We start from the raw sequence: 23039 nt of genomic DNA, 5'->3' as shown, positions 1-23039 counted from the left end.
AGTATCAAGCTGTTTGCCTAGAAGCAGACAGCATTAAAAAAAGGGGATATCAATCCCCTTTTTCTTTTTGTCCTCACCCGCCTGCCTGATCAGGCAGGCGATGTTCAGGCAGACTATGTTCAAGCAACCAAGGTCTCAGGCAGATGCTGCTTGATCAGCACGCCGGCCTGTTCCAGGGCCTGGTCTATGCGTTGCTCTATCAGCGGGCTTTCCAGCTGGTAATCCTTGAACTCGATATCCTTGGCATAAATGGTGGTCGGGATGGTATAGATACCAAAGAAACTGGCCAGGCTACGCAGGTGCGATTCCAGCACCAGGGCATGGTGGTCACTGCCGCCGGTCGCCACCAGAATGGCGACTTTGCCAGTCAGTTTCTTGGGGTCTACCAGATCAAAAAAGTGTTTGAGCAAGCCAGTGTAGGAAGCTTTGTAGACCGGGGTGCCGATCACGATCAGGTCTGACTGGTGCAGCTTGTCATAGGCCTGGGTCAGCGCTGGCGGAAAGTTGTTGAAGGACACCGTAGGCCCCAGGTCTGCAGTCAGTTTGGAGATATCGATCACCTCACCCGGGCTATGAAACTTCTGGCTGGCCTTGGCCACGACAGCATCCACTAAAGAAAGTGTTCTGGAAGGTGCGGTGATATTTCCGGATACCCCAACGATTCTTGGCATTTCGATTTTCCTAGTTTAAGTAAGTCAGATTAGGAATAGCAAATTAAATGCCATGTTTTTATATGTTTAAAATCAATCATTTATGATTTCAATGTTGCCATACAAACATGTGTACAGGCCAGAAATGTTGAATATCACACACTATCACCGGCGTAAAAAAAGCTGTGTCATGCAGACACAGCTTGCTGAATGCGCCGCTAAACGACTTGCGTCTATCAGCGATTATTAAAGAATCCGATATTCACGACCTTGTCATTGACAAAAGTCACTTCTGTTTCTTTGTAGGTGTTTTTGGCATCATATTTGACGATGTTTTTGTAGTACCACATCTCGACCTGCACCGGCTTGCTGTTCTGCTCACCCTTGGCCATGCCTGCGATCATATTGCCGGCATTGCTGGGTTTTACCGATTGCTGCTTTTTAAAAGGCTGGCCCAGTTTTTCCAGCACCACTTTTTTCGACTTGCCACTGAAGCCATTGATAAAAGCGTTTTCGTCATAGGCTTTAGCTGCAAACGCAGATGCAGCGCTGAATAACACGGCAAAAGCAATGATCACGGCCGACATTTTTGAGTAAAACTTCATGTTTATTTCCTGTGTCCCAAAATCAAATCTATTAACAATTATTTTATTTGTGAAAGTATAACTGTTTATGCAGCATTCTGGTTGACTGCAACCAGGCAAAAAGCCGCTAAAAAAACCGTTAGTCCTGGCAGTTACAGCGACAATTGCAAGCCATCGTGACCGACAGTCACATTCGCAGGCAGGGTCGCCTGCAAGGCATGGTATTCCAGCTCATGTGTCATATGGATCAGTACATTGCGTTTGGCGCCTATGCGCGCTATCAGGGCCAGAGATTCACTGACACTGACATGCGTGGGGTGCGGCGTTTCGCGCAGGCAGTCTATCAGCAAGACATCCACATCTTGCAGCAGATCGAAAGACGTTTCCGGGATAGCGGAGACATCGGTCATATAGACCAGGTTGCCTATGCGGTAGGCATAGATGCGTATCTTGCCGTGCATGACGGGGATGGGAGTCACCTCTACCCCGGCGGCGGTAAAAGGCGCTTGCACGATATGGGCCGCCAGCACCGGCAGATCCCAGTAATGGCTGGGGTCGCGCAGGGTATAGCCGAACTTTTCCTGGATATGGCTGATGGCTTCCGGATAACTGTAGAGCGGGATCTGGCAGCGGTTGATCTGGCAAAAAGCGCGCAAGTCATCAATGCCATGCAGGTGATCGGCATGGGTATGGGTATACAGCACCGCATCGACGCGCAGCAGGTTCTGCCGCAGCGCCTGCTGGCGCAGATCGGGTGAGGTATCGATCAGGATCACGCGGCCATCGTCCAGCGTCACTACGCTGGAACAACGCGTGCGTTTATTGCGCGGATCAGTGGAGACACAGGTCGCGCAGGTACAGCCCAGGGCGGGCGTACCTGCACTAGAACCGGCACCCAGTATGGTCAGTTGCATGGCTGCGCGTGTTTAAACAGCGTGAAAAAATTAGCGGTGGTGGCATCCATCACAGCTTGCAAGGGAATATCCCGCAAGCGGGCGATCTCTTCAGCCACATGCCGTACATAGGCAGGCTGGTTGGTTTTGCCGCGGAAAGGGATAGGCGCCAGGTAAGGCGAATCGGTTTCAACCAGCATAGACGCTAGCGGCACTTTTTGCGCGACCTCTTTCAATGCCACTGCATTCTTGAAAGTGACTATGCCGGAAAACGAGATATAAAATCCCATTGCGATGGCCGCCTGCGCGACCTCCCAGCTTTCGGTAAAACAATGCATGACACCGCCGACTTCGGCTGCGCCCTCTTCCTGCATGAGACGGATAGTGTCTTCTGCCGCATTGCGGGTGTGGATGATCAGCGGTTTGCCGGTGGCTTTTGCAGCACGGATATGGGTGCGGAAACGTTCACGCTGCCATTCCAGGTCGCCGGTGAGCCTGAAATAATCGAGGCCGGTCTCGCCTATGGCGACCACACGCGGGTTATCTGCCAGCGCCACCAGTTGTTCAACGCTAGGCTCTTGCAGGTCTTCATAATCAGGATGCACGCCGACTGAAGCATAAATATTCGGGTACTGCTGCGCGATCGCCAATACTTCGGGAAACTTATCCAGTGTGACAGACACGCATAGCGCATGCCCGACCTGGTTGGCCTGCATATCGGCCCGCAGTTGATCCATATTCTGGACCAGCTCGGGAAAGTTGATGTGGCAATGTGAATCTACAAGCATGAAAAGTCCATTAGTGTTGCTATCGGGTACTGCTGTATCGTGTCGTGCGCTAAATCGTATGCGTAGGCCGGCTGGATTTCAAGGCAGCGCCAAGGATAGTCTCTATACGCGTTTTCGCCTCTATGCCACCATCCTTGTCGCTGAACTGTATGCCCATGCCCTGCGGTTTATTATTCACCGTTTGCGGCGTGACCCAGATCACTTTACCAACGATCTTCAGCTTGTGCGGATCATCGAGCAAGGTCAGCAACATAAACACTTCTTCGCCCATCTTGAAAGGCCTGCTGGTAGGCACAAACAGGCCGCCGCCTTTGACAAACGGCATATAAGCTGCGAACAAGGCCGCTTTTTCACGGATCGCCAGTGACAATACCCCAGGCTTGGCCGGCCCGGCAGGGTTAATAGTAGCTGGTGGTTGGGTGTCTGTCATGCAATGGGCTCCTAAGCCTTGCGGCCTGTTTTTCCTGTCAGTGTCGGTCAGCCAAACATTTTCTTGTATTGAAGCAATAATTGCTCCAATTGCAGCTCCTGGTTCAGGGGATGCTGTGCAGTCATTTTAAAGCGATTCAGCTGCTGTTGAAATGCCAGCAGGCGCGCCAATTCCAGTTTAGCTGCAAGTGTTTGTAAAGCAACCGCTGCATCCGGGTGGTAACGCAAGGGCAGCTGATGGCGCGACAGCCACAGATCCAGCAACCATTTCTGCAACACCTGGATGGCAGCCGCCATGCCCTGCTTGATCAGCACACCACCCGCCTGCGCGATATCCATGGCCGCGCCGCGTGTCAGGTGCGGGCTCCATTGCTGATACCAGCCATGCCAGTCCAGGTCATCCTGTAACACCGTGGTCGGCGCGCCACCACTATAGTGCCACACCCAGTCTGCCTGCGCGACAGACTGCGCTTGCAACCACTGCAAGCCCTGCGCATGGCTGGGCACCGGCATATCCACCTGCATGCAGCGGCTTAAAATGGTAGGCAGCAAGGCCTGGCGCTGATGCGAAACCAGCAGGAACTGCGTGCGCTGCGGCGGCTCTTCCAGCAGTTTCAACAAGGCATTGGAAGCCGCCACATTCATCGCTTCCAGCGGATGTATGAGTACTACGCGCATACCACCCACCTGGTGGCTGCTCAGGGCCAGGTAATCATGCAAGGCGCGGATCTGGTCAATGACGATCTGTTGCCGCTTGCGGGTCTTCTTTTTGGTGCTGTCAGCCGCGTCATCATCTTCAGGCGTGATCTCCCTGAAATCAGGGTGTGCACCTTCGGACAACCAGTGGCATGACTGGCATTGCCCGCAGGCGATGCCGTTGGGTTGCGGCTGTGCACACAGCAAACCTGCCGCCAGCGTTTGCGCGAACGCAAGTTTGCCTATGCCGGTCTTGCCATGAAACAGCAAGGCATGATGCCTGCCTTCGCCGGCCTGCACCCAATGCGAAAACAGAGATTCCTGCCATGGGTAAAAATTATGATAAACATTATTAATCATAATGATAGAATGATTTCTTCAACTGATTTCTTCACTTGTTCCAGACTACGGTTGGCATCTATGACACGGAAACGCTGCGGAAACTCAGCGGCCCGGGCTAAATATAAGGCACGCAGTCTGGCGAAAAATTCAGCGCCCTGCGCTTCAAACTTGTCTGGCGTGCGTGCGCCGGCCAGGCGTTGCAGGCTGACTTCGACCGGCACATCAAACAGCAAGGTGATATCTGGTTGCAGATCGCCCTGCACCCAGCTTTCCAGCGCCTGCATCTTGGCCAGAGGCAATCCGCGCGCACCGCATTGATAAGCGTAGGAAGCATCGGTAAAACGGTCAGACAATACGATGGCACCGCGTGCCAGTGCCGGCAGGATCAGCTGTTGCAGATGCTCGGCCCTGGCGGCAAACATCAGCAATGATTCGGTTTCTACATGCATCTCCTGATGCAGCAGCAGCTCACGCAACTTTTCGCCCAGCGGAGTGCCGCCTGGTTCGCGGGTGGAAACAACCTCGCGCCCCGATGCCGCCAGCAAGCTCAGCATAGTGGGGATATGCGTGCTTTTGCCCGCCCCGTCCATGCCTTCCAAAGTGATAAACAAACCTGCCATTACTTACTTTCCCACATCATTGTGCTTGAGTTGATTCAGTGCTTTTTTAACTGATAGGCACGCACGGCCTTGTTGTGGTCTTCCAGCGTGCTGGTGAACACATGCCTGCCCTGCCCGTTAGCCACAAAATACAGCGCCCTGGTATTGGCAGGATGCAATGCCGCCTGGATAGAAGCCAGACCAGGCAAGGCGATAGGCGTAGGCGGCAAGCCACTGCGAGTATAAGTGTTATACGGTGTATCCGTGAGCAGATCGCGTCGCGTGATATTGCCACGATAACGGCTGCCCATGCCATAGATCACGGTAGGGTCGGTCTGCAACCGCATGCCCAGCCGCAAACGGTTGACGAATACACCGGCGATCTGCGGACGCTCGACCTCGACACCCGTCTCTTTTTCTACGATAGAAGCCATCACCAGGGCTTCATATGGGGTTTTATATGGCAGCCCTGACTGGCGGGTCTCCCAGGCGGCAGCCAGATATTTCTGCATTTTCTGGTAAGCGCGTTTATACAGATCGACATCACTGCTCTGGCTGTCAATAAAATAGGTGTCCGGGAAGAACCAGCCCTCAGGCGCAACCGCCTCACCACTGACCAGCTGCATCAACTCGGTGTCAGACAGATTGAGTGTTTCATGCCTTATCCCCGGCATCTGCGCCAGCTTTTGCCTGAAATCGGCAAAGGTCTTGCCCTCAGTCAGTTGCAGCTTGAACTGGTCAAACGTGCCATGTTTCAGCAGGTCTATCAGGCCCAGCACCTGCAGCGGTGCGTTCAGGGCATAATCGCCCGCCTGCAGCCGGCTGCCGCTACCAGTGAGTTTCACCACCAGCAGAAAGCTGTAAGGCTCGCTCAACACGCCTGCCGACACCAGTTGATCGGCAATGCCGCGCACACTGGCACCCGCCGGGATCTGCATGCCTATGGTTTCTGCGGCCATGGGTAATGGCCGTATCATGTAAATGACCAGCCATAACGCCAGCGCCAGCCCGGATAAGCCGACTATCGCCAGCCCGTATTTAAAACTTTTCTTCAACATCATGCCTGATCAAACCATTTTTCTAATGCGTCACATACTGCAACTGTGACCTGAGCTCTTTTGCCCAGTGATTGGTCGCAACCACCTGCTCGTCTATATGCGAGACCTGCAACACGCCATAGACACTGTTAACGATGACGATGGCTTCTGCACTGAGCAGGTCTTGCATGGTCAATGTAGTCACCAGCACGGTCTGCCGCTGGGTCTTGTACCAGTCCAGTATCTTTTGCCGCATCACCCCGGCCACACCACAACTCTCCAGCACCGGCGTCATCACCAGGCCGTCCTTGCGGATAAACAGGTTACCACTCACCGCCTCTATCACATGGTCATCATAATCGCGCAGCAGACCGTCAAAGAAGCGCGGGTCTTTCAGTTCGGCCCGTGCGAGCACGTTCTCCAGGCGATTCAAGTGCTTGATCCCGGCCAGCAAGGGCTGATGCGCCAGCCGTGTCTGGCAGGTATACAGCGCGATGCCCTGCGCATAGATCTCAGCCGGATAAACCGGCAGCGGGCTCAGGATCAGCACCCGTGTCGGCTCAGTCACCGCCGGTGGCGCATAGCCACGCGCACCTTCGCCGCGCGTGATGATGATCTTGAGGATGCTGGACTGCACTTCAGCTTCACTGGCGCCCGCCATAAAGTACTTGAACTCCTGCATCAGTAACTCGGCTGAGGGGCACACGATCTGTATCTTGCTACAGTCGGCGACCAGTGTCTGGTAATGCAGCGGCCAGTCCTGCAACTCGCCATTGAGCAGGCGCATAGTGCGGAAAACACCGTCGCCATAGGCAAAGCCGCGATTGGTGGGAGCAATGCCGCTCACCAGTTTGCCGTTTACACAATAGCGGACAGTCGTCATGTTAAGAGAAGAAAATGGATGTGCCTGAATAAGGCTGAAACCTTACCATAAAACCGCTGCAACCACGCAGCCTATGGCAGAAATCGGCTACAGAAGTTGCACTCCGGCGCTCGCGGATAGGCCTGAAAAAATCCAGTGGCAAGAATTAAACGATTTTCTAAAGTTTAATGTTCAGATGCCGTTAACAGGTTAGCAGCTATTGTATCTGCACTTTTAGTGGAGGCATGCATGTCACTTTCCAGTATCCCGACCAACCTGGCGGCAATGATCAACAAGGCTTACAGCGCCGATGCCGGCACTGCCACAGCCACAGCCAGTACCGCCGCCGCGAACAGTGCCGAAAAGGCCGCCAGCCCCACTAAAGATAGCAAGGACAGGGATAGCAAGGCGGAAGACAGCGCCTCGGCCAGTGCGCAAGTCACGCTGGGCCAAAGCGGCAACACCACAGAGATCTATACCGCGCAAGGTCTGTTACAGCAGATGCGGCAGATACAGCTCAGCAACAGCATGTTGCTGTTTGGCAACAATGAAGAAGACAGTGGCGATAGCAATGGCTTATTGGCGATGGTAGACAATGGCAGTGATTCTGAACTGGATAGCGCGAGTGAAGACTGGGCCGGCGAAATAAGTAAAAACCCTGAAAAAGCGGCAGTGATGGTAGAAAAAGCGAAAAACGCCTCTATCAAAACCATGCTGGGTGGCTAGGCAGGCTTGTGCAACAGACTTTAAGCCTCTAGCTTCACAAAATTCCCTTTTACCTTATCTGCCAGCAAGGCCAGCAAATCTGCGGATCTAAGTGCCAGTGCATAACCGAGCACGCCGCTGCCTATCACCACCGTTTCATAGTCGGCCACGCTGCCATCTACCAGCACACGTAAACCGGGTGGCAAGGCAATCGGTGGCACCGCCCCCACCACATAGCCGGTCGCCTCGGGCACTTCGTCGTATTCAGCCATGCAGCATTTGCGCTCGCTCAGGTGCTGGCGCAACAAGGCCCAGTCGGCACGGCCGCCACCGGCCACCGCCAGCAGACTGAAGCCGCTGTTCTCACCTTTAAACACCACGCTACGCACCACCGCCTGTGGCTGCAACCCTTGTGCAAGCAGTAACTCCTCAAGGCTGCGGACAGGCTTTTTATCCTCACTCAAGGGGATCGCTATGACCTGGAAATCATAGCCGTGCTGCTTGAGCAGTTCGGTGACTGGAGAAACGATCTGGGTTTGCATATGCCTTCAACCTGGTTAGGGATCAATGCCACTATTGTAATCCCAAGTCTGAATGCAGGTTTGAACCCGGATGCCTGATTTTTTAACCCGCTGCTGTCACTGCGGATCTTTTCTGGCGGGAGACCTGGCCTTTAGCCGCCTTTTTCGCCTTGCGTTTCCGCCACCAGAGATACACGCCGGTCAGCGACAAGCCGGTGACTGTCACCCCCATCAGCGATACAAACACCTGCATGGCGACACCGCCCACGCGCGCGGTATGCAAAGCCAGCAGCCATTCAGTCACGGTATTGCCGCTGGCGGCACGGCCAGGGTAATAATGTGCCAGCAAGCTGCCATCCTGCGCATCAAACATGACCCTGGTATTGGCGACCTCATCTGAGACATCCAGGCTGGAATTCACCGAATAACTATAGATACTTTTGTTGGGCAGATAAGTCAGCCTGTTTTCAAAGCGGATAACGAATTTCTTTTCTGTGCTTGCTTGCTGCATCAATACGCGGCCGCGGGCCAGTGCCTGTTGCCGGTTCAGGCCAGGCGATGCCGGCGCTGGATTGATAGCCGGCAATTCGTTCTCGGTCTGCTGGCTGGCAAACAGCTGCGTCATGACCGGGCGGTATATCTCGGCCAGGTTAAAAGCCACCCCGCTCCAGGCAAACACAAACAGCATGGCCCACACCCATAAACCGCCTGCCCGGTGCAGATCAAAACTGACTTTATAAAAGCCGCTGCCCCGGCGCACCTGCCATGATTTTTTCCAGCGCCTGCACCAGTTCACCATAGCACTGACCACACCGCCAGGCCGTGACCTGGCAGAAGCCTGCCGTGGCGGGAAGGTCAGGTAAGCCCCGACTATACAATCCAGAGTCCACAACAGCGCAACGATGCCAAACAGGGTACGTCCCCATTTATCGACTGCCAGCGAGTAATGCAGGCGGTACATAAACGGCAGCAGGTTGATCAGCCCTTGCGAGATGTCGCCCCATTTACGCTCAGCCAGCACTGCCCCGGTGTATGGATCAATGAATATCTCGTTATTCTGCAGGCTCGCTACCGTTGCCGGTGGCACAGGCTGCAAAAAATAACGCATGGGTTTACCTGATTCATAATGCAGCGGCGTACGATTCAGCACGGTATGCGGATAACGCTCCAGCACCTGCTGCGCCAGAGCTACGGGATCCATCACCTGCTGGCCGGGGACGGGCGTGATGCGCATGATATGCGGATGCAGCAGTGCTTCAAGTTCGCCATAAAAGGCCAGCATGGTGCCGGTGACACCAGCCACCACCAGAAACAGGGTCATGAGCAGGCCCACATAGCGGTGCCAGATGACAAACAGTTGACGCATTTAACTACTTTCGATGATCACGCGATAATGACAGGGCTGGAGCGATGATCGCGGATCAGAAGTCCATGGTGGCCGACAGCAGCAGTGTGCGTGGCGCACCTAAAGACAAGGTGCCATAGGTAGAAGCCCCGGCCCAGTAATCCTTATCTGCCACGTTACGCAGATCTGCGCGCAGCACCAGCGGTTTGCCAGCCAGCTGGCTGCGATAGCGCCCACCCAGGTCAAACGTGGTCCAGGATGGCAGGCTTTGCGTATTGGCCTGGTTCACATACTGGTCATCACTGTGAAACAGGCCGCCGGTGAGGGTAAAACCGGGCAATAAAGACAAGTCCCATTCTGCATTCAACGACAGCTGCATTCTGGGTACACCAACGGCATTGTTACCACGCGTGAGCGGATTGTTGGTTTTAGTCAGTTCGGCATCAATAAAGGTCGCGCCGCTATAAAGACGCAAACCTTCAGCCACCGCACCGTACACGCTTAACTCCAGCCCGCGGTTACGCTGCTCGCCGTCTACGGCAAACCTGCCATTGCTGGTCTGGCTGGCAGGACGCTCGATTTGAAACACACTCACTGTGGTCATCAGCTGGCCATGGTCGACCTTGACGCCGACTTCCTGCTGTTTTGCCTTGTAAGGGGCAAAGGCTTCGCCTACATTGGTGGTGCCAGCCGGTGCGATATCACCTTTGCTCAGGCCTTCGCTGTAGTTGGCATACAGCGAAACATGCTGCCAGGGCTTGAACACCAGCCCGGCCATAGGTGTCACTGCATGTTGATCATAACTGGCGGTCTTGGCCCCGGTGGTCGGGCTGAACGTATCAGACTGCACCTGCTGCCGGCGCAGGCCCAATGTCACCTGCACCTGGTCATCGAGCATGGACAGCCTGTCTGACACCGCCACCCCGCTCAGAGTGTTTTCCGAGCGTCTGGTCACGTTGGCGGGCGCAGCGACAAACTGGGCCGGCCGCGCGATAGGCGTATAGATATTGGAGGTGTACGGCAAACCATTGACACTGCCCAGCGAATATTTGTCTTCATATTGGCTGATCTGCAATGTCACCTGATGTTTCAGCGGGCCGGTGTCGAACTTGCCGCGCACACCCGCCTCGGCAGAATGACGGTCTACCTCAAACTCTGCCCGCGCCGGCGTGACACTGGTATCGCCGGCAATGTTGGAGATCACCGGGGTGTTAAACAGACGGTCTACGGTGGAATGCGCCAGGCCATAGCTGCCAAACACCGATAACTGATCATGCAGTTCGTATTCGCCACGCAGCAATGCCGATCGCTCATGGCTGTCATACCACTCCCAGCGCTGCGTGATGTTAGTGCGGTTATCCGGCGCACCAGGTACGGCGACTCCGGCAGTCAGAAACGGGCGGCGGGATGGCCCCTCTACTTTCTCCACCTGGTCTATCAGGTCCAGCGTCGCACGCAGGCGCTCGCCCTGGTAATCCAGCGCCAGTGCGCCCAGTGTGGCGCGCTGTGACTGATGATCGACCGGGGTGTCGCCATCACGGTGGCTGCCGTTGAAACGTACGCCGAACTGGCGCGCATCGCCCAGCCGGCGGCTGACATCGACCGCCCCGTTAGGCTGGCCGCCGCTGGTATAGCCTAGCCGTACCCGCGTCAGGTCATCGCCCGCCCGTTTAGGCACCAGATTGATACTGCCACCGACCCCGCTGTTGGGTGACATGCCATACAGCATGGCTGCCGGGCCTTTGAGTACTTCTATGCGTTCGGCATAGTCTGTCATCAGGCGATAATTCGGGGCGACGCCAAACAGGCCATCAAAGGCGATCTCACCGATGTTATTGTCGCCTATAGGAAAACCGCGCACGAAAAAGGCATCGGCGACATCGCCACTGGGTGCGGTCCTGCGTACTGAGGGGTCTCTGGCAACCACATCGGCGATCGTGCTCGCCTGCTGATTGGCGATGGCTTCTTCAGTAAAGCCGGTGACATTGAACGGGGCATCCTTGACATCTATATCACCCAGCATGCCCAGCCGGTTGCGCCTGGCGATCATACCTCCGGCATAGGCATTGCTGTTGCCGGGCTCTTTAGCCGACTGTACCTGAACCTCGGGCAATACGTCTGGCGCTGCCCTGTCCACCGGCTTGCGCGTAATGGTGTAGCGCCCACTGTCATTCTTAGACGCCACCAGGCCGCTGCTGGCCAGCAGCGCCGCAAAACCTTCTTCCACGGTATAACTGCCCTGCAGGCCCTGGCTGTTCATGCCATCCGCCAGGCTGGCATTGGCAGACATTAAAACGCCCGCTTCTGCCGCAAATTCGCTTAGCACCCTGGCCAGAGGGCCAGGCTTGATCTGAAAGGACTTTCTGGCCGGCGCTGCGGTTTCCGCCTGCGCCTGGCTGATGCCTGCCTGAGTCAGCGTAGTGACAGTGAGGCCTATAAACAGTGCCTGTATCACTTTTCGGACAGGTTTGATTAAGTGCGCTTGCATGTTATTCCCTTTTATAAAAATGTTTTTTCATTGACTAAACCGAACAGGTTTAGAAAAAGGGAACTCAATCTGAAATTATTTTTTGACTAGCCGGATATCTGCGCTGCCGTAGCGCTGTATCTTCACCGCCATGGTCTCGGTAAGGGAGGTCAGGATGGCATCGGTATCACTGGCAGGGAAAGCACCCATGATGCGCAGGTGGGCGATATCGGGCGCGACGGTGATTGTTCCCTGGCGGTAACGCGAGACTTCTGCCACAAAATCATCCAGCCGTTTGTCGTCTGCCAGCAGAATGCCGCGCGTCCAGGCTTCGCGAGCTTTTTCTGCAGGCTGCAACGCTTGTATGGCTTGTGCATTAAAGCGGCACTGTTCACCGGCACTGACCAGCTGGCGCTGCCCGCTACCGGCTGTCTGTATAGTCACAGCCCCTTCGTAGACAGCGATATAGGTCTCATGCCGGTTGAGCATCACGGTAAAACGCGTGCCCAGTGCCATCATCCTGCCGTGGCCAGTGTCGACCACCAGCGGCCGGTCAAACAGCGGGGTCTCCCTGGCGGTGTTCACCAGCAACTCACCGCCTAGCAAGGTGATACGGCGCAAGGCCAGGCTATAACTCACTTGTGCCTGGCTATCGGTGTTCAACCACAAGCGGCTGCCTTCCGGCAGGGTAAACAGTCTGGCCTGGCCAACGTTGACCCTGTAGTTGATGTGGCTGGCCGCCAGGTCGGTCACCCAGTCACGCCATGGGCTATAGCGTTTGACCATGGCGCCTGTGCACAGGGTCAGGCCAGCCAGCCCCAGCAGTTTGAGTGCCTGGCGGCGTGTAGCATCGGTAGGTTTTAGCAGTGCAGCTTTGGCAGCATGCGGATGACCTGATCTTGCCAGGCTGTCAAAAGTCGTTTTGATGGATTCCACCTGCAGCCAGGCGGCCTGATGGGCACTGTGTGCATCCAGCCATACTTTCCACCCGGCATGATCTGCTGCATCTGCCTGCTCACTGCGCAACAGCGCAAACCATTCAGCGGCTTGCTGCAAGGCATCGGATTGACTGTCGTGTTCTGGTGCCACAGCCACGCTGCGTGAACGGTTGATCATGTCGGTTTGAACTGCAGGCAATGCAGCATGGCGGTAGCCATATACTTTTTCACCATGCGCTCGGAGACAGACAGCTCTGCGGCGATCTGCCTGTAGCTTAAGCCATCGATCTGTGCCGACAAGAAAGCGCTGCGGACCTTGATGGGCAGCTTTTCCAGCATGGCATCGATCTGCACCAGCGTTTCCAGCAGGATAGCCTGCAACTCAACTGAAGGCGCGACTTCTGGTGCTAGCTGCTGCAAGGTTTCCAGGTAGCTCTTCTCCATCGCCTGCCGCCGCCAGTGATCGATCAACAAGCCTTTGGCGATATGCAGCAGATAGAAACGCGGCGTAGTGAACGGCTGCTGCTCCACGCGCTTGAGCAACAAGCGCACAAACGCATCCTGGGTAAAGTCATCGGCATGGAACTGGCCGCCCAGTTTTTTACAGAACCAGCCTTGCAACCAGGCATGATGGTCAAGATAGAGCTGGTCGAATTCAACAGATTGTGCCGGGGTCAGCATGTGGAGATAAGCAGGCAAATGATAATTATTCTCATCATAACACTCACCTGCTATTGTCGACAATGCGCGCCCAGCAAAAGACAGTAAAAACGTTAACCTGAATATACGTTTATTAAATTAAACTAACTTTTAAGAGCTATAGAAAAGCCCTAGCCTGCGCTGCCGGCTTACTGGTAGTCAGTGTACTTGGCGTTGCTGCCCTTGCATTTATCTACCGGGTATTTCTGTGCATTCAAGTCGATTTTGGCATTGGCCGCAGCGATCAGATCTATGCCACACACTTCGGCGATGCGCATCAAATAGACGAAAGTATCGGCCAGCTCATGACCGACTTGTTCTTTGGTGGCCTGATCCAGCTGGCGGCTGTCCGCTTCTGTCATCCACTGGAAATGCTCTACCACTTCAGCCGCTTCGACTATCATGGCCATGGCCAGGTTTTTCGGCGAATGAAACTGTACCCAGTCGCGCTGTTCGACAAAGTCGTTCACCCGCGCCCGCAAGTCATCAATAGAATCTGGCATGTAGCCTCCTATCGCAAAAATCGGCCTGGCTGATACAAACAGGCCGGAATTGAATTAATCAGCCGCTGCACCTGCGGCTGGCTCAGGTTTATCCTTGCGGTTGCTGCCGGCCACCATCTTGATCTCGAACAAACGGCATTCCAGCGGGCCGTTGAACAAGGGTGTTTTTTTGCTGGGGCTTAAGCGCATCAGCTTGGGCATACGCAAGTCGTTGGTCAGAAAGTAAGTGTTCCAGCCACTGAACTGCTGCTTAAGGGTGACTGCCATTTGCGGGTAGAGCTCGGCCAGCGTCTCGTCTTCGCCTATACGCACACCATAGGGCGGGTTGGCGACCAGTACGCCGCTGTCGGCCGGGGGTACCAGCTTGGTAAATTCAACGTGGCTCAGTTGCACGGCGTCGCTCCAGCCCGCCATTTCCAGGTTCTGCTTGGTGACACGCACGGCACGCAGATCCATGTCAGAGCCGTAGATCTTCTGGAAACTGACCGGCTTGACCGCTTTGGCGGCCGCATTACGGATCTTTTTGAAGGTGTCCGATTCGAAATTTTTGAGTTTTTCAAAGCCGAAATTGCGGTTGAGGCCGGGCGCGATATTGAGTGCCATCATCACTGCTTCCTGCAGGAAAGTACCGCTGCCACACATAGGGTCCAGCAAGGCCTGGCCTGGCTGCCAGCCTGAAAGCTTGAGGATGCCCGCGGCCAGGTTCTCACGCAGGGGCGCCTCTATGGTGTTTTTGCGGTTGCCGCGCTGATACAAGGCGTTACCCGAGGTATCTACATAGAGCAGGAATCTGTCGCTGGTCAGGTACACATGTACCCTGACATCAGGCTCACGCGTATCGATATTGGGCCGGCTGCCCACTGCCTGGCGGAACTTGTCGCAAATGGCGTCCTTGACGCGCAAGGTGATGAATTCCAGGCTTTTCAGCGGGCTGCGTACAGCGGTGACTTTCACCATCATGCTGTATTTGACATTGAACCAGTTCGGCCAATTGACCTTTAATGCGCCCTGGTAAATATCTTCTTCAGTGGCATATTGGCCATTGCCTACCTGCATGAGCACACGGGTGGCCACGCGCGAATGCAGGTTGATCTGGTAACACACACCGAGGTCACCGCTAAAGCTGGCGCCGCCATCGGTAGGTTTGATGTCATTGGCCCCGCTGAGCTTGAGCTCTTCGGTTAACAGTGTTTCCAACCCGCGTGGGCAGGTCGCAAAATAATGGTTACGCATGTTTTCTCTGGTTTTCTAGTTGAATATCAACTTAAATGTTTGGGCAAAGCTGGCGGCTATACGCTAGCCACGGCTAGCTATCCCTGCCCGGGGTAAAAGCTTTGCCGTCGTTGGGGTTTGCACCCTGCAGGCGGTCTATCAGATCGAGGAACTGGATCGCATGGGTCTGCATGGCTTCTTGCGCGCGTTTGCGCAAGGTGATCAGATCGGGCATGGCCAGTTCAGGCATAAAGCCGAACACGATGATATTGCCCGGCTTGCCGGTGGGCATCATCAACACGCGCTGGTCAAACGTCTGCTCTATGCGCTGCATGTAAATATCGAATTTTTTGTCCGAGCCCCACAGGTTGATGGCGAACAGGCCATCCGGCGTCAGGGCTTCGGCACAATCATCAAAAAAAGCCTGCGTGCAAAAGTCGGGCGGCAAGCCGTTGCTGCCAAACGCATCCATCATCAGCCAGTCACAACTGCCCGGATGCTGCTGGATATAGGCGATGCCATCGCCTTCGACTATGCTCAGGCGCTCATCATCGTCCGGCACGAAAAAATGGCTGCGCGCGACCTGTATGACCTGCGGATTGAGCTCGATCACGGTTTGTTTGATCTGCGGACAGGCTTGCCAGACATATTTGGCGATAGAGCCGCCGCCCAGCCCTACCAGTATGGTACTGCGGATATCCGGCTTGAACAGCAGACTGCTCAACATGCCCCAGGAGTAGGCCAGTACCAGCGCAAACGGGTCTTTCACTTTCATGCTGCTTTGTATGGTGGGTGAGCCCAGGTGCATGGAGCGCACACCATCGACTTCGGTGACTTCTACCATCTCCAGATCAGAGATTGCTTTATGGATTTTACGGTTAAGCTTGAACATTATGCGTTTTCCACTACATCGGCAGCTGCTTCGCCGGCTTCCGCTGTGGCGGCTTCTGTTGTGCCAGCTTCTGCTGGGATCTCTTCGGCTACGGTTTCTTCAACCACGCGCACAAACCTGCATTCCAGCTCCATCAGCAAGGTATCTATCTTCTGCACAGCCAACTGCACCTTGCTGCCAGGCTTGAGCACCGGCAAGGCATGTACTTTGGTCATATAAGGCATGCCAGTCAGGCGCACCAGGTTTTCGCGCCAGACGGTGGCTTCCACTTCCTGAATGTTTTCCTGCACCAGGTATTGCAGGCACCAGTAACGTTCCATACGGGTCTGGAATTCGTTATAGGCATTATAGGTCTGGTCAAAATTGCGCATATGGCCGACGATCTCGTCTCCATGGGCGGCATATATCGGCGGTTGCATGGTCAGCACGCTGATGATCTGGCGCTGGTTGATCAGGTCGACCGCACGGCGCAATGGCGAGGTACACCAGGCATATTGCGCCACACCCAGCCCCTGGTGGCCTTCGGCCTTGGTGGTCATATACACTTTGCCGCCATTTTGCGCGCGGTAGATGCCGGACACCTCGTGCTCGGCCAGCAATAAGCCCCACTGGCTGTTGGCGGCTATCATCAGCTCTGCCACCAGTTTATCCATGGGCGAGCCACGCTGGCGGTTGATGATGCTGATCATGCCATCGCTGACATAGAAATTGTAATCCACCGGCTGCGGCTTGCTCGGGTCGTATTTGCCACGCGCTTTTTCCAGGCTTTCGGCAAAGCGGAACAGGAACACCAGCGACTGCCACAATGGGTGGCCGCTGTCGGTTTCCAGGGTTTGTTCGTTAAAATAAGGCTCTAATGTATCGTGGCGCAAATTATGCTCTATCTGCACGCGCTCCAGGCGGCTATGCTGCTGCACGATAGTGTGGTCAGCGGCTACCTCAAGATACAAGGACAAGGCTGGCTTGGTTTCACCGGCATCCAGGCTGAACGGGCGGATAGCGGTCTCAGGCAGCATGGTGATCTTGTGCCCTGGCATATACACGGTAGACAGGCGCTTCATCACTTCGTGATCCAGGGCCTCGCGTGGTGCGACCCCCAGTGCTGGCGCGGCGATATGGATACCGACCTGTGTATTGCCATTGGGCAACAGGGTCACGGATAAGGCATCATCGATCTCAGTGGTGGTGCTGTCATCGATACTGAATGCCTGCACTTGTGCCAGCGGCAACTCATCCACAAACGGCGCCAGTGCGTAATCAGGGAAATCAGTGCCATGCGCAAAATATTCGCGCAAAAAAGCGCCCAGGTGATAATCATGGATAGACGGGATAGCGCCCGCTTCATGCAATACCTGCACCGGCAATTTTTTCAGCTCGCCGGCAGCTTGCTCCAATGCTTTCCATTCCATGGCGTTTTTATCAGGCGCATAGAGCAACTGGTCCAGCTTGGCCGGAAAACTGTCAGGCAACTGTTTGGCCGTGAGCTGTGCTGCCATCAACTGCATCAATTCGGCCTGCTGGCGTTTCTTTTCCACACCCGCCAGCGCCGCTTTCAAGGTCTCTTCAGGCGCCGCCTTATACTGGCCCTTGCCCTTGCGGTAAAAATACATGGGCGCACCGTGCAGTTTGAGGGCGATTGCCGCCGCTTGCTGGCGGCTGGGTTTGCCCCCATAGTATTCTTCAGCCAGGCTCTCAAAGCCGAATTCAGACTCGCCACAGCATTCCCACAAGAAATCGGTGTCCAGCGTGTCGGCTTCGGCTTGTGCCGCTTCAATAAACCCCGCCAGGCTGCCTTCAAACCGCATCAGCACATTGGCGGTTTTGATCTTGCTGCGTTTGCCACTAATGGCCTCGACCTGCATGCTGCTGTCCGCTTCGGACATCATGGAAGCGACCTTGAAGCCACCGTCTTCTTCGTAAAAAACATTCATTGCGGGAGATTTTGAGTGTGGATGACACACGGATAGAATTCAAAACGCTATTTTACCCGAGAAGCCTGTACTTTTCTGGCCCAGATTGAACTTTAGGCCTTTGCATGACCTAAACTTAGTCTGGCACTCACAGGCACCGCCATAAATAGCATGTCATAAATGTAGTAAGCCTCTAGAATACACATGATGAAACCACTTGTTTTTGATAACCGCTTTATCCGCGAACTGCCTGGTGACCGCATCACCGACAACTACACGCGCCAGGTCAGTGACTGTTTATGGTCAGCCGTGCAGCCGACACCGGTCAAGCAGCCCAGCCTGCTCGCTTACAGCGCGGAAGTCGCCAGCCTGCTGGGCTTGAGTGACGCCGACATGCATGACCCTGACATGGTGCAGACCCTGGGCGGCAACGGCGCCCTGCCAGGCATGTTCACCTATGCCACGCGTTACGGTGGCCATCAGTTCGGCAACTGGGCCGGGCAACTCGGTGATGGCCGTGCCATCTACCTCGGCGAACTGGTACATCAGCAACGGCGCTTCGAACTGCAACTGAAAGGTGCCGGTGAAACGCCTTATTCGCGCCGGGCCGATGGCCGCGCCGTGTTACGCTCCAGTTTGCGCGAGTTTCTATGCTCTGAAGCCATGCACCACCTGGGTATCCCAACCACGCGCGCCCTCAGCCTGGTCGCGACTGGCGAACCTGTAGTGCGGGATATGTTTTACGACGGCAACCCTGAGTTCGAACCGGGTGCCATCGTCTGCCGGGTGGCACCCTCGTTTATCCGTTTTGGCCACTTTGAACTGCTCGCCAGCCGCGATGAGTCTGCCTTGCTCAAGCGCTTTATAGGCTTCACCATAGACCGCGATTATGCCGAGTGGTGGCCAAGTACCGGCTTGCTGCTGGACGTGGATAACCCCGGGCAAGGCATGATAGAGGCCTGGTTCACGGAAATTTGCGCCCGTACCGCCATCATGGTCGCCCACTGGATGCGGGTCGGTTTTGTGCATGGCGTGATGAACACCGACAATATGTCTATCCTGGGCCTGACCATAGACTACGGCCCTTATGGCTGGGTAGATAATTTTGACCCCGGCTGGACACCGAATACCACCGATGCGCAAGGCCGCCGCTATTGCTATGGCCGCCAGCCGGATATCGCCCGCTGGAACCTGGAACGGCTGGCAGAAGCATTGGCCACATTGCTGCCAGAAAGCAACGGCTTGTCCCAGGGTTTAAGCAACTTTGATACCGTGTATTTTGACGCCCTGACCAGCGCGCTGGCCGGCAAGTTCGGGCTCGATAGCTGGCAGGCAGGCGATGGCGAATCTATCAACGATATTTTTGAGCTGATGCAACGTGCCGAGGTAGACCAGACTTTGTTTTTCACCCATCTGGCACAACTGGATACTTCCAGCCCGCAACTGTCTGTGCTGCAAGCAGCATTTTATACCGAACAAGGCTACCAACAGTTTGGCGACGATATACAAGCCTGGTTGCAAGTTTATAGCCAGCGTATACAGCGATCCACCCTGTCAGCCGAACAGCGTCTGCAGCGCATGGCGAGCAGCAACCCGGTTTACGTACTGCGTAACTACCTGGCGCAGGAAGCGATAGACCTGGCGGCGCAAGGCGATAACTCACGCCTGCTCACCCTGCTTGAAGTGTTGCGTCACCCTTATACCGAACAGCCAGGCATGCAGGCCTTTGCCCAAAAACGGCCGGACTGGGCACGCAATAAAGCGGGTTGCTCCATGCTGTCGTGTAGCTCATAATAAAAAATATGCTGACCGCCGAACAATTGATCACAGACGCAGGCTTGCGCCCTACCAAAGCCAGGACTGCCGTGTTAAACACCCTGCTCAACTCCACCACTGCACTGAGCCATACCGATATCCTGGCCGCACTGCAAGGGGTAGAGATAGACCGCGTCACCGTTTATCGCGTGCTGGACTGGCTGCTGGAGAACACGCTGATCCACAAGATCTCCAGCGATGACCGTGCCTGGAAATTCCAGCTCAATGCACCCAAACGCAGCTACCGCCCTACAGACAGTGGGCGCACTGAACATCTGGGCCTGTTGAACAACCACGGCCATGCCCACCTGCACTGCCAGCAATGCGGCACGGTGCTGTGTATACACGAGCTGGCGGCGCATATCCCGCAATCGCTGTTTGATACCTACCGGGTCTCGAATATAGAGATCAGCCTGAAAGGGCTGTGCCCGGATTGCCAGACCTCCTGAAGCAACCAGTTTTTTAAACTCCCCCCGTTCTTCCCCTAGCATGTCGTCGCATTAAATTTGCAACTTAGTTGCAATAATTAAAATACTCAACTAAAATGCAACAAAATTGCATTGCAATAAAGTTGCGTTTAAATGTTAACCCCTACTGAACTGCCGACTCCCACTGAACTGCTGGCCATGCCAGAAGATGCCTATATGAATCAGGCACAACTGGCATTTTTTAAACAATTGCTGGAACAGCAGCTGGATACGCTACAGGCCAATATGCTGCAGACCAGTTTGCATCTGCATGCGCACGAAGAAACCGCAGATCCGGCAGACCGTGCCAGCCGTGAAGAGACGCATGCGCTGGAACTGCGGGCGCGCGAGCGGGAACGTAAACATATCAAAACCATACTTTCGGCGCTGCAACGCATCGCACAAGGCAGCTATGGCTATTGTGAAGAAACCGGCGTTGCCATAGGGCTGGCACGCCTGATCGCCAGACCCGCCACCAGACTATGCCTGGAAGCCCAAGAGCGCCATGAGCGCCGCGAACGGCAATTCAACCATTAACAGCAAGCATGAAAGAACCCGCCATGAAAAAACTCCCTGTCACTGTACTCTCCGGCTTTCTCGGCGCTGGCAAAACCACCCTGCTCAACCATATTCTCAACAATCGCGAAGGCCAGCGGGTGGCGGTGATCGTCAACGATATGTCCGAGGTGAACATAGACGCACAACTGGTGCGTGACGGTGGCGCTGAACTCTCACGCCAGCAAGAAAAACTGGTGGAAATGAGCAATGGCTGCATCTGCTGCACCCTGCGCGAAGACCTGCTGGTCGAGATCACCCGGCTGGCGAAAGAAAACCGTTTTGACTACCTGCTGATAGAGACCACCGGCATCTCCGAGCCTTTACCGATCGCCGAGACCTTCACTTTTGCCGATGAGGATGGCACTACGCTGGCTGATGTCGCCCAGCTGGACACCATGGTCACCGTGGTCGATGGCTACAATTTTCTCAAAGACTATAGTTCACAGGCATTGCTCAGTGAACGCGGCGAGTCACTGGGTGATGAAGACGAACGCACAGTAGTGGATCTGCTGATAGAACAGATCGAGTTCTGTGATGTGCTGGTGCTGAATAAAACCGACCTGATGACGCTGGAGGAGATCGCGCGGCTGGAAGGCATACTCAAAGCATTGAATCCGCGTGCGCAGGTGCTGCACAGCAGTTTTGGCAAAGTAGCGCTCAATCGCATCATGAACACCGGCCTGTTCGATTTTGACCAGGCCGCCGATGCCCCCGGCTGGTTGCAGGAACTACGCGGCGAACATCTGCCCGAGACTGAGGAATATGGTATCTCCAGCTTTGTTTACCGCGCACGCAAGCCTTTCCACCCGCAACGCTTATGGCAGTGGCTGAATAGCGAATGGCCAGGCGTGGTGCGCTCAAAAGGCCGTTACTGGATCGCCTCGCAGCCGGAGTTCTGCGCCATGTGGTCACAGGCCGGCGCCGTCACCCGCACCGAACTGGCAGGCGTATGGTGGGCGGCGACCCCAGCCACTGACTGGCCGGCAGACCACGATAGCCAGCAATACATACGCTCACGCATGCAAGCCCCGTATGGTGACCGCCAGCAGGAGCTGGTGATCATAGGCATGGGCATGGACAAAACCGCACTGACTGCCGCATTCGACGCCTGCCTGCTGAGCGAAACCGAAGTTGCCATGGGCATGCCCGCCTGGCGTGAACTGCCTGACCCTTTCCCACGCTGGTCTGTCACCAGCCAGGAAGAAACGCCCGACCTGCTGGCCGAGGAGACCGTTTAACCATGCTGGGCACTGCGACTATGCCACTCAAGCCGGCTTACCCCCCTGGCGGACAACGCGATTTCAACGCCATGGACTTACTCAGCATTTTTGAGCCGGACAGACAGATCAATGTCATCGCCAGGCCTGCGCAAGCAGCGATCATCCGCTACCTGCAGCAAGTGTGCGGCCGAATGGGCGCAGGCTACAGGCTGGCGTTGCGGCCAGACCTGGCCACGCCTGCCCGGCTTGATAGCGAGATGCACCTGCCTGATGTGCCTGATGTGACTGACGCCCGGGGCAAAGAGGCCTTGCTGGCCGATATCAGCACGCTGGTCAGCCTGTATGCAGATCTGATGGATTGCCACAAAGTCGGCATCCGGCTGGAGGTGCTGACTCACGCCATGTGCCCTAGATTCCATATAGACCGCACCGGCATACGCCTGCTGTGTACCTATCTGGGACCAGGCACCGAATGGCTGGAGGCAGCGTTCTGTAATAGCAAGGCCCTGACAGCCCGCTATGCGGACACTGACGCATTTCACCAGGCCTTGATCCTGCACCCGCAAGGCGTGCGCCAGGCGCCTGCGCAGGCACTGGTGCTGCTGAAAGGCAGTATGTGGCAAGGCAACCAGCAAGCCGGCATTGTTCACCGCTCGCCACAGATCACCGGCACGGCCAACCGTGTGGTACTGGCACTGGATGCGATCTGGTAGCCATGGTGTACACGCCAGCCACGGGAAGTGCGCATACCCGAAAAGTGCTCAGAAAAGTGACACGCGATCACATAAAAGCTGCACCGCGTCCAGCAACTGTTTTTTTGTTTATGAAATGCTGGCTTTTTAGTCATCAAGCCAAAAAGACGCATTTATAATCATGATGAAAACTTTATCGATTGGGGCGTGCTGAC

24 protein-coding genes are annotated in these 23039 nt (G+C 55.3%); 6 read left to right on the top strand and 18 right to left on the bottom strand.

Going from position 1 to position 23039, the window contains the following annotated elements; genetic code table 11:
* Positions 1 to 119: 119 nt before the first annotated feature.
* The 9 genes from ACT6RZ_RS08245 to pabC form a co-directional block, all read right to left on the bottom strand.
* The gene (locus tag ACT6RZ_RS08245) at positions 120 to 671 is read right to left on the bottom strand and encodes an NAD(P)H-dependent oxidoreductase (protein ID WP_444701644.1); all 552 of its coding nucleotides are present in this window, start codon (positions 669 to 671) and stop codon (positions 120 to 122) included.
* A gap of 215 nt (positions 672 to 886) precedes the next feature.
* A complete protein-coding gene (locus ACT6RZ_RS08240; RefSeq protein WP_444701643.1) occupies positions 887 to 1255 on the bottom strand; it encodes a hypothetical protein in 369 nt (122 codons plus the stop codon).
* Positions 1256 to 1386: 131 nt separating this feature from the next.
* Positions 1387 to 2148, bottom strand: a complete 762-nt coding sequence (locus ACT6RZ_RS08235) for an MBL fold metallo-hydrolase (protein ID WP_444701642.1) — start codon at positions 2146 to 2148, stop codon at positions 1387 to 1389.
* Positions 2139 to 2915, bottom strand: coding sequence for a TatD family hydrolase (locus ACT6RZ_RS08230; protein WP_444701641.1), 777 nt, complete (start codon positions 2913 to 2915; stop codon positions 2139 to 2141). Before ACT6RZ_RS08230 ends, ACT6RZ_RS08235 begins: the two co-directional genes overlap by 10 nt.
* A 49-nt stretch (positions 2916 to 2964) precedes the next feature.
* Positions 2965 to 3345, bottom strand: a complete 381-nt coding sequence (locus ACT6RZ_RS08225) for a PilZ domain-containing protein (RefSeq protein WP_444701640.1) — start codon at positions 3343 to 3345, stop codon at positions 2965 to 2967.
* A gap of 47 nt (positions 3346 to 3392) precedes the next feature.
* Positions 3393 to 4400, bottom strand: coding sequence for a DNA polymerase III subunit delta' (gene holB, locus ACT6RZ_RS08220; RefSeq protein WP_444701639.1), 1008 nt, complete (start codon positions 4398 to 4400; stop codon positions 3393 to 3395).
* A complete protein-coding gene (gene tmk / locus ACT6RZ_RS08215; protein WP_444701638.1) occupies positions 4397 to 5002 on the bottom strand; it encodes a dTMP kinase in 606 nt (201 codons plus the stop codon). Before tmk ends, holB begins: the two co-directional genes overlap by 4 nt.
* A 35-nt stretch (positions 5003 to 5037) precedes the next feature.
* Positions 5038 to 6042 (bottom strand): endolytic transglycosylase MltG, encoded by a 1005-nt coding sequence (mltG, locus tag ACT6RZ_RS08210; protein ID WP_444701637.1) that lies wholly within the window; start codon positions 6040 to 6042, stop codon positions 5038 to 5040.
* 19 nt (positions 6043 to 6061) lie between these two features.
* Entirely contained in the window at positions 6062 to 6901 is an 840-nt protein-coding gene (gene pabC / locus ACT6RZ_RS08205) for an aminodeoxychorismate lyase (RefSeq protein WP_444701636.1), read from the bottom strand.
* Between the two features lie 228 nt (positions 6902 to 7129).
* Between pabC and ACT6RZ_RS08200 the strand changes: the two genes are divergently transcribed.
* The gene (locus ACT6RZ_RS08200) at positions 7130 to 7606 is read left to right on the top strand and encodes a hypothetical protein (RefSeq protein ID WP_444701635.1); all 477 of its coding nucleotides are present in this window, start codon (positions 7130 to 7132) and stop codon (positions 7604 to 7606) included.
* Positions 7607 to 7626: 20 nt separating this feature from the next.
* Here the strand turns inward: ACT6RZ_RS08200 and ACT6RZ_RS08195 are convergent, their stop codons facing one another.
* From ACT6RZ_RS08195 to ACT6RZ_RS08155, 9 genes are all read right to left on the bottom strand, one after another.
* On the bottom strand, positions 7627 to 8127 hold the full coding sequence (locus tag ACT6RZ_RS08195) for an aminoacyl-tRNA deacylase (protein ID WP_444701634.1): 501 nt from the start codon (positions 8125 to 8127) through the stop codon (positions 7627 to 7629).
* A gap of 82 nt (positions 8128 to 8209) precedes the next feature.
* Complete coding sequence (locus ACT6RZ_RS08190; protein ID WP_444701633.1) at positions 8210 to 9472, bottom strand: PepSY-associated TM helix domain-containing protein; 1263 nt, start codon at positions 9470 to 9472, stop codon at positions 8210 to 8212.
* 55 nt (positions 9473 to 9527) lie between these two features.
* The gene (locus ACT6RZ_RS08185) at positions 9528 to 11939 is read right to left on the bottom strand and encodes a TonB-dependent siderophore receptor (RefSeq protein WP_444701632.1); all 2412 of its coding nucleotides are present in this window, start codon (positions 11937 to 11939) and stop codon (positions 9528 to 9530) included.
* 75 nt (positions 11940 to 12014) lie between these two features.
* Positions 12015 to 13034 (bottom strand): FecR domain-containing protein, encoded by a 1020-nt coding sequence (locus ACT6RZ_RS08180; protein WP_444701631.1) that lies wholly within the window; start codon positions 13032 to 13034, stop codon positions 12015 to 12017.
* Entirely contained in the window at positions 13031 to 13537 is a 507-nt protein-coding gene (locus tag ACT6RZ_RS08175; protein WP_444701630.1) for a sigma-70 family RNA polymerase sigma factor, read from the bottom strand. Before ACT6RZ_RS08175 ends, ACT6RZ_RS08180 begins: the two co-directional genes overlap by 4 nt.
* A 167-nt stretch (positions 13538 to 13704) precedes the next feature.
* Positions 13705 to 14058, bottom strand: a complete 354-nt coding sequence (locus tag ACT6RZ_RS08170; protein ID WP_444701629.1) for a nucleotide pyrophosphohydrolase — start codon at positions 14056 to 14058, stop codon at positions 13705 to 13707.
* A gap of 54 nt (positions 14059 to 14112) precedes the next feature.
* Positions 14113 to 15291 (bottom strand): THUMP domain-containing class I SAM-dependent RNA methyltransferase, encoded by a 1179-nt coding sequence (locus ACT6RZ_RS08165; RefSeq protein ID WP_444701628.1) that lies wholly within the window; start codon positions 15289 to 15291, stop codon positions 14113 to 14115.
* 73 nt (positions 15292 to 15364) lie between these two features.
* The gene (locus ACT6RZ_RS08160; protein ID WP_444701627.1) at positions 15365 to 16162 is read right to left on the bottom strand and encodes a polyamine aminopropyltransferase; all 798 of its coding nucleotides are present in this window, start codon (positions 16160 to 16162) and stop codon (positions 15365 to 15367) included.
* The gene (locus tag ACT6RZ_RS08155; protein ID WP_444701626.1) at positions 16162 to 18093 is read right to left on the bottom strand and encodes a ribonuclease catalytic domain-containing protein; all 1932 of its coding nucleotides are present in this window, start codon (positions 18091 to 18093) and stop codon (positions 16162 to 16164) included. The genes ACT6RZ_RS08160 and ACT6RZ_RS08155 overlap by 1 nt, the downstream gene beginning before the upstream one ends.
* Before the next feature lie 183 nt (positions 18094 to 18276).
* Here ACT6RZ_RS08155 and ACT6RZ_RS08150 point away from each other — a divergent pair, with 183 nt between their 5' ends.
* The 5 genes from ACT6RZ_RS08150 (at position 18277) to ACT6RZ_RS08130 (ending at position 22845) form a co-directional block, all read left to right on the top strand.
* Positions 18277 to 19866 carry a protein adenylyltransferase SelO gene (locus ACT6RZ_RS08150; protein ID WP_444701625.1) on the top strand — a complete coding sequence of 530 codons (1590 nt, stop codon included), beginning with the start codon at positions 18277 to 18279 and terminating at the stop codon, positions 19864 to 19866.
* Positions 19867 to 19874: 8 nt separating this feature from the next.
* Entirely contained in the window at positions 19875 to 20336 is a 462-nt protein-coding gene (locus ACT6RZ_RS08145; protein WP_444701624.1) for a Fur family transcriptional regulator, read from the top strand.
* Between the two features lie 132 nt (positions 20337 to 20468).
* A complete protein-coding gene (gene dksA / locus ACT6RZ_RS08140) occupies positions 20469 to 20891 on the top strand; it encodes an RNA polymerase-binding protein DksA (RefSeq protein WP_444701623.1) in 423 nt (140 codons plus the stop codon).
* Between the two features lie 23 nt (positions 20892 to 20914).
* Positions 20915 to 22150: a zinc metallochaperone GTPase ZigA gene (gene zigA, locus ACT6RZ_RS08135; RefSeq protein ID WP_444701622.1), complete on the top strand. Its 1236-nt coding sequence runs from the start codon at positions 20915 to 20917 to the stop codon at positions 22148 to 22150.
* Positions 22151 to 22152: 2 nt separating this feature from the next.
* Positions 22153 to 22845, top strand: a complete 693-nt coding sequence (locus tag ACT6RZ_RS08130; protein ID WP_444701621.1) for a DUF1826 domain-containing protein — start codon at positions 22153 to 22155, stop codon at positions 22843 to 22845.
* Positions 22846 to 23039: the final 194 nt, after the last annotated feature.

Source organism: Methylophilus sp. (assembly GCF_052437885.1).
Taxonomy (GTDB): domain Bacteria; phylum Pseudomonadota; class Gammaproteobacteria; order Burkholderiales; family Methylophilaceae; genus Methylophilus.
The sequence above is the reverse complement of the archived record's forward strand: the minus strand, read 5'-3'. Positions and strand labels throughout refer to the sequence as shown.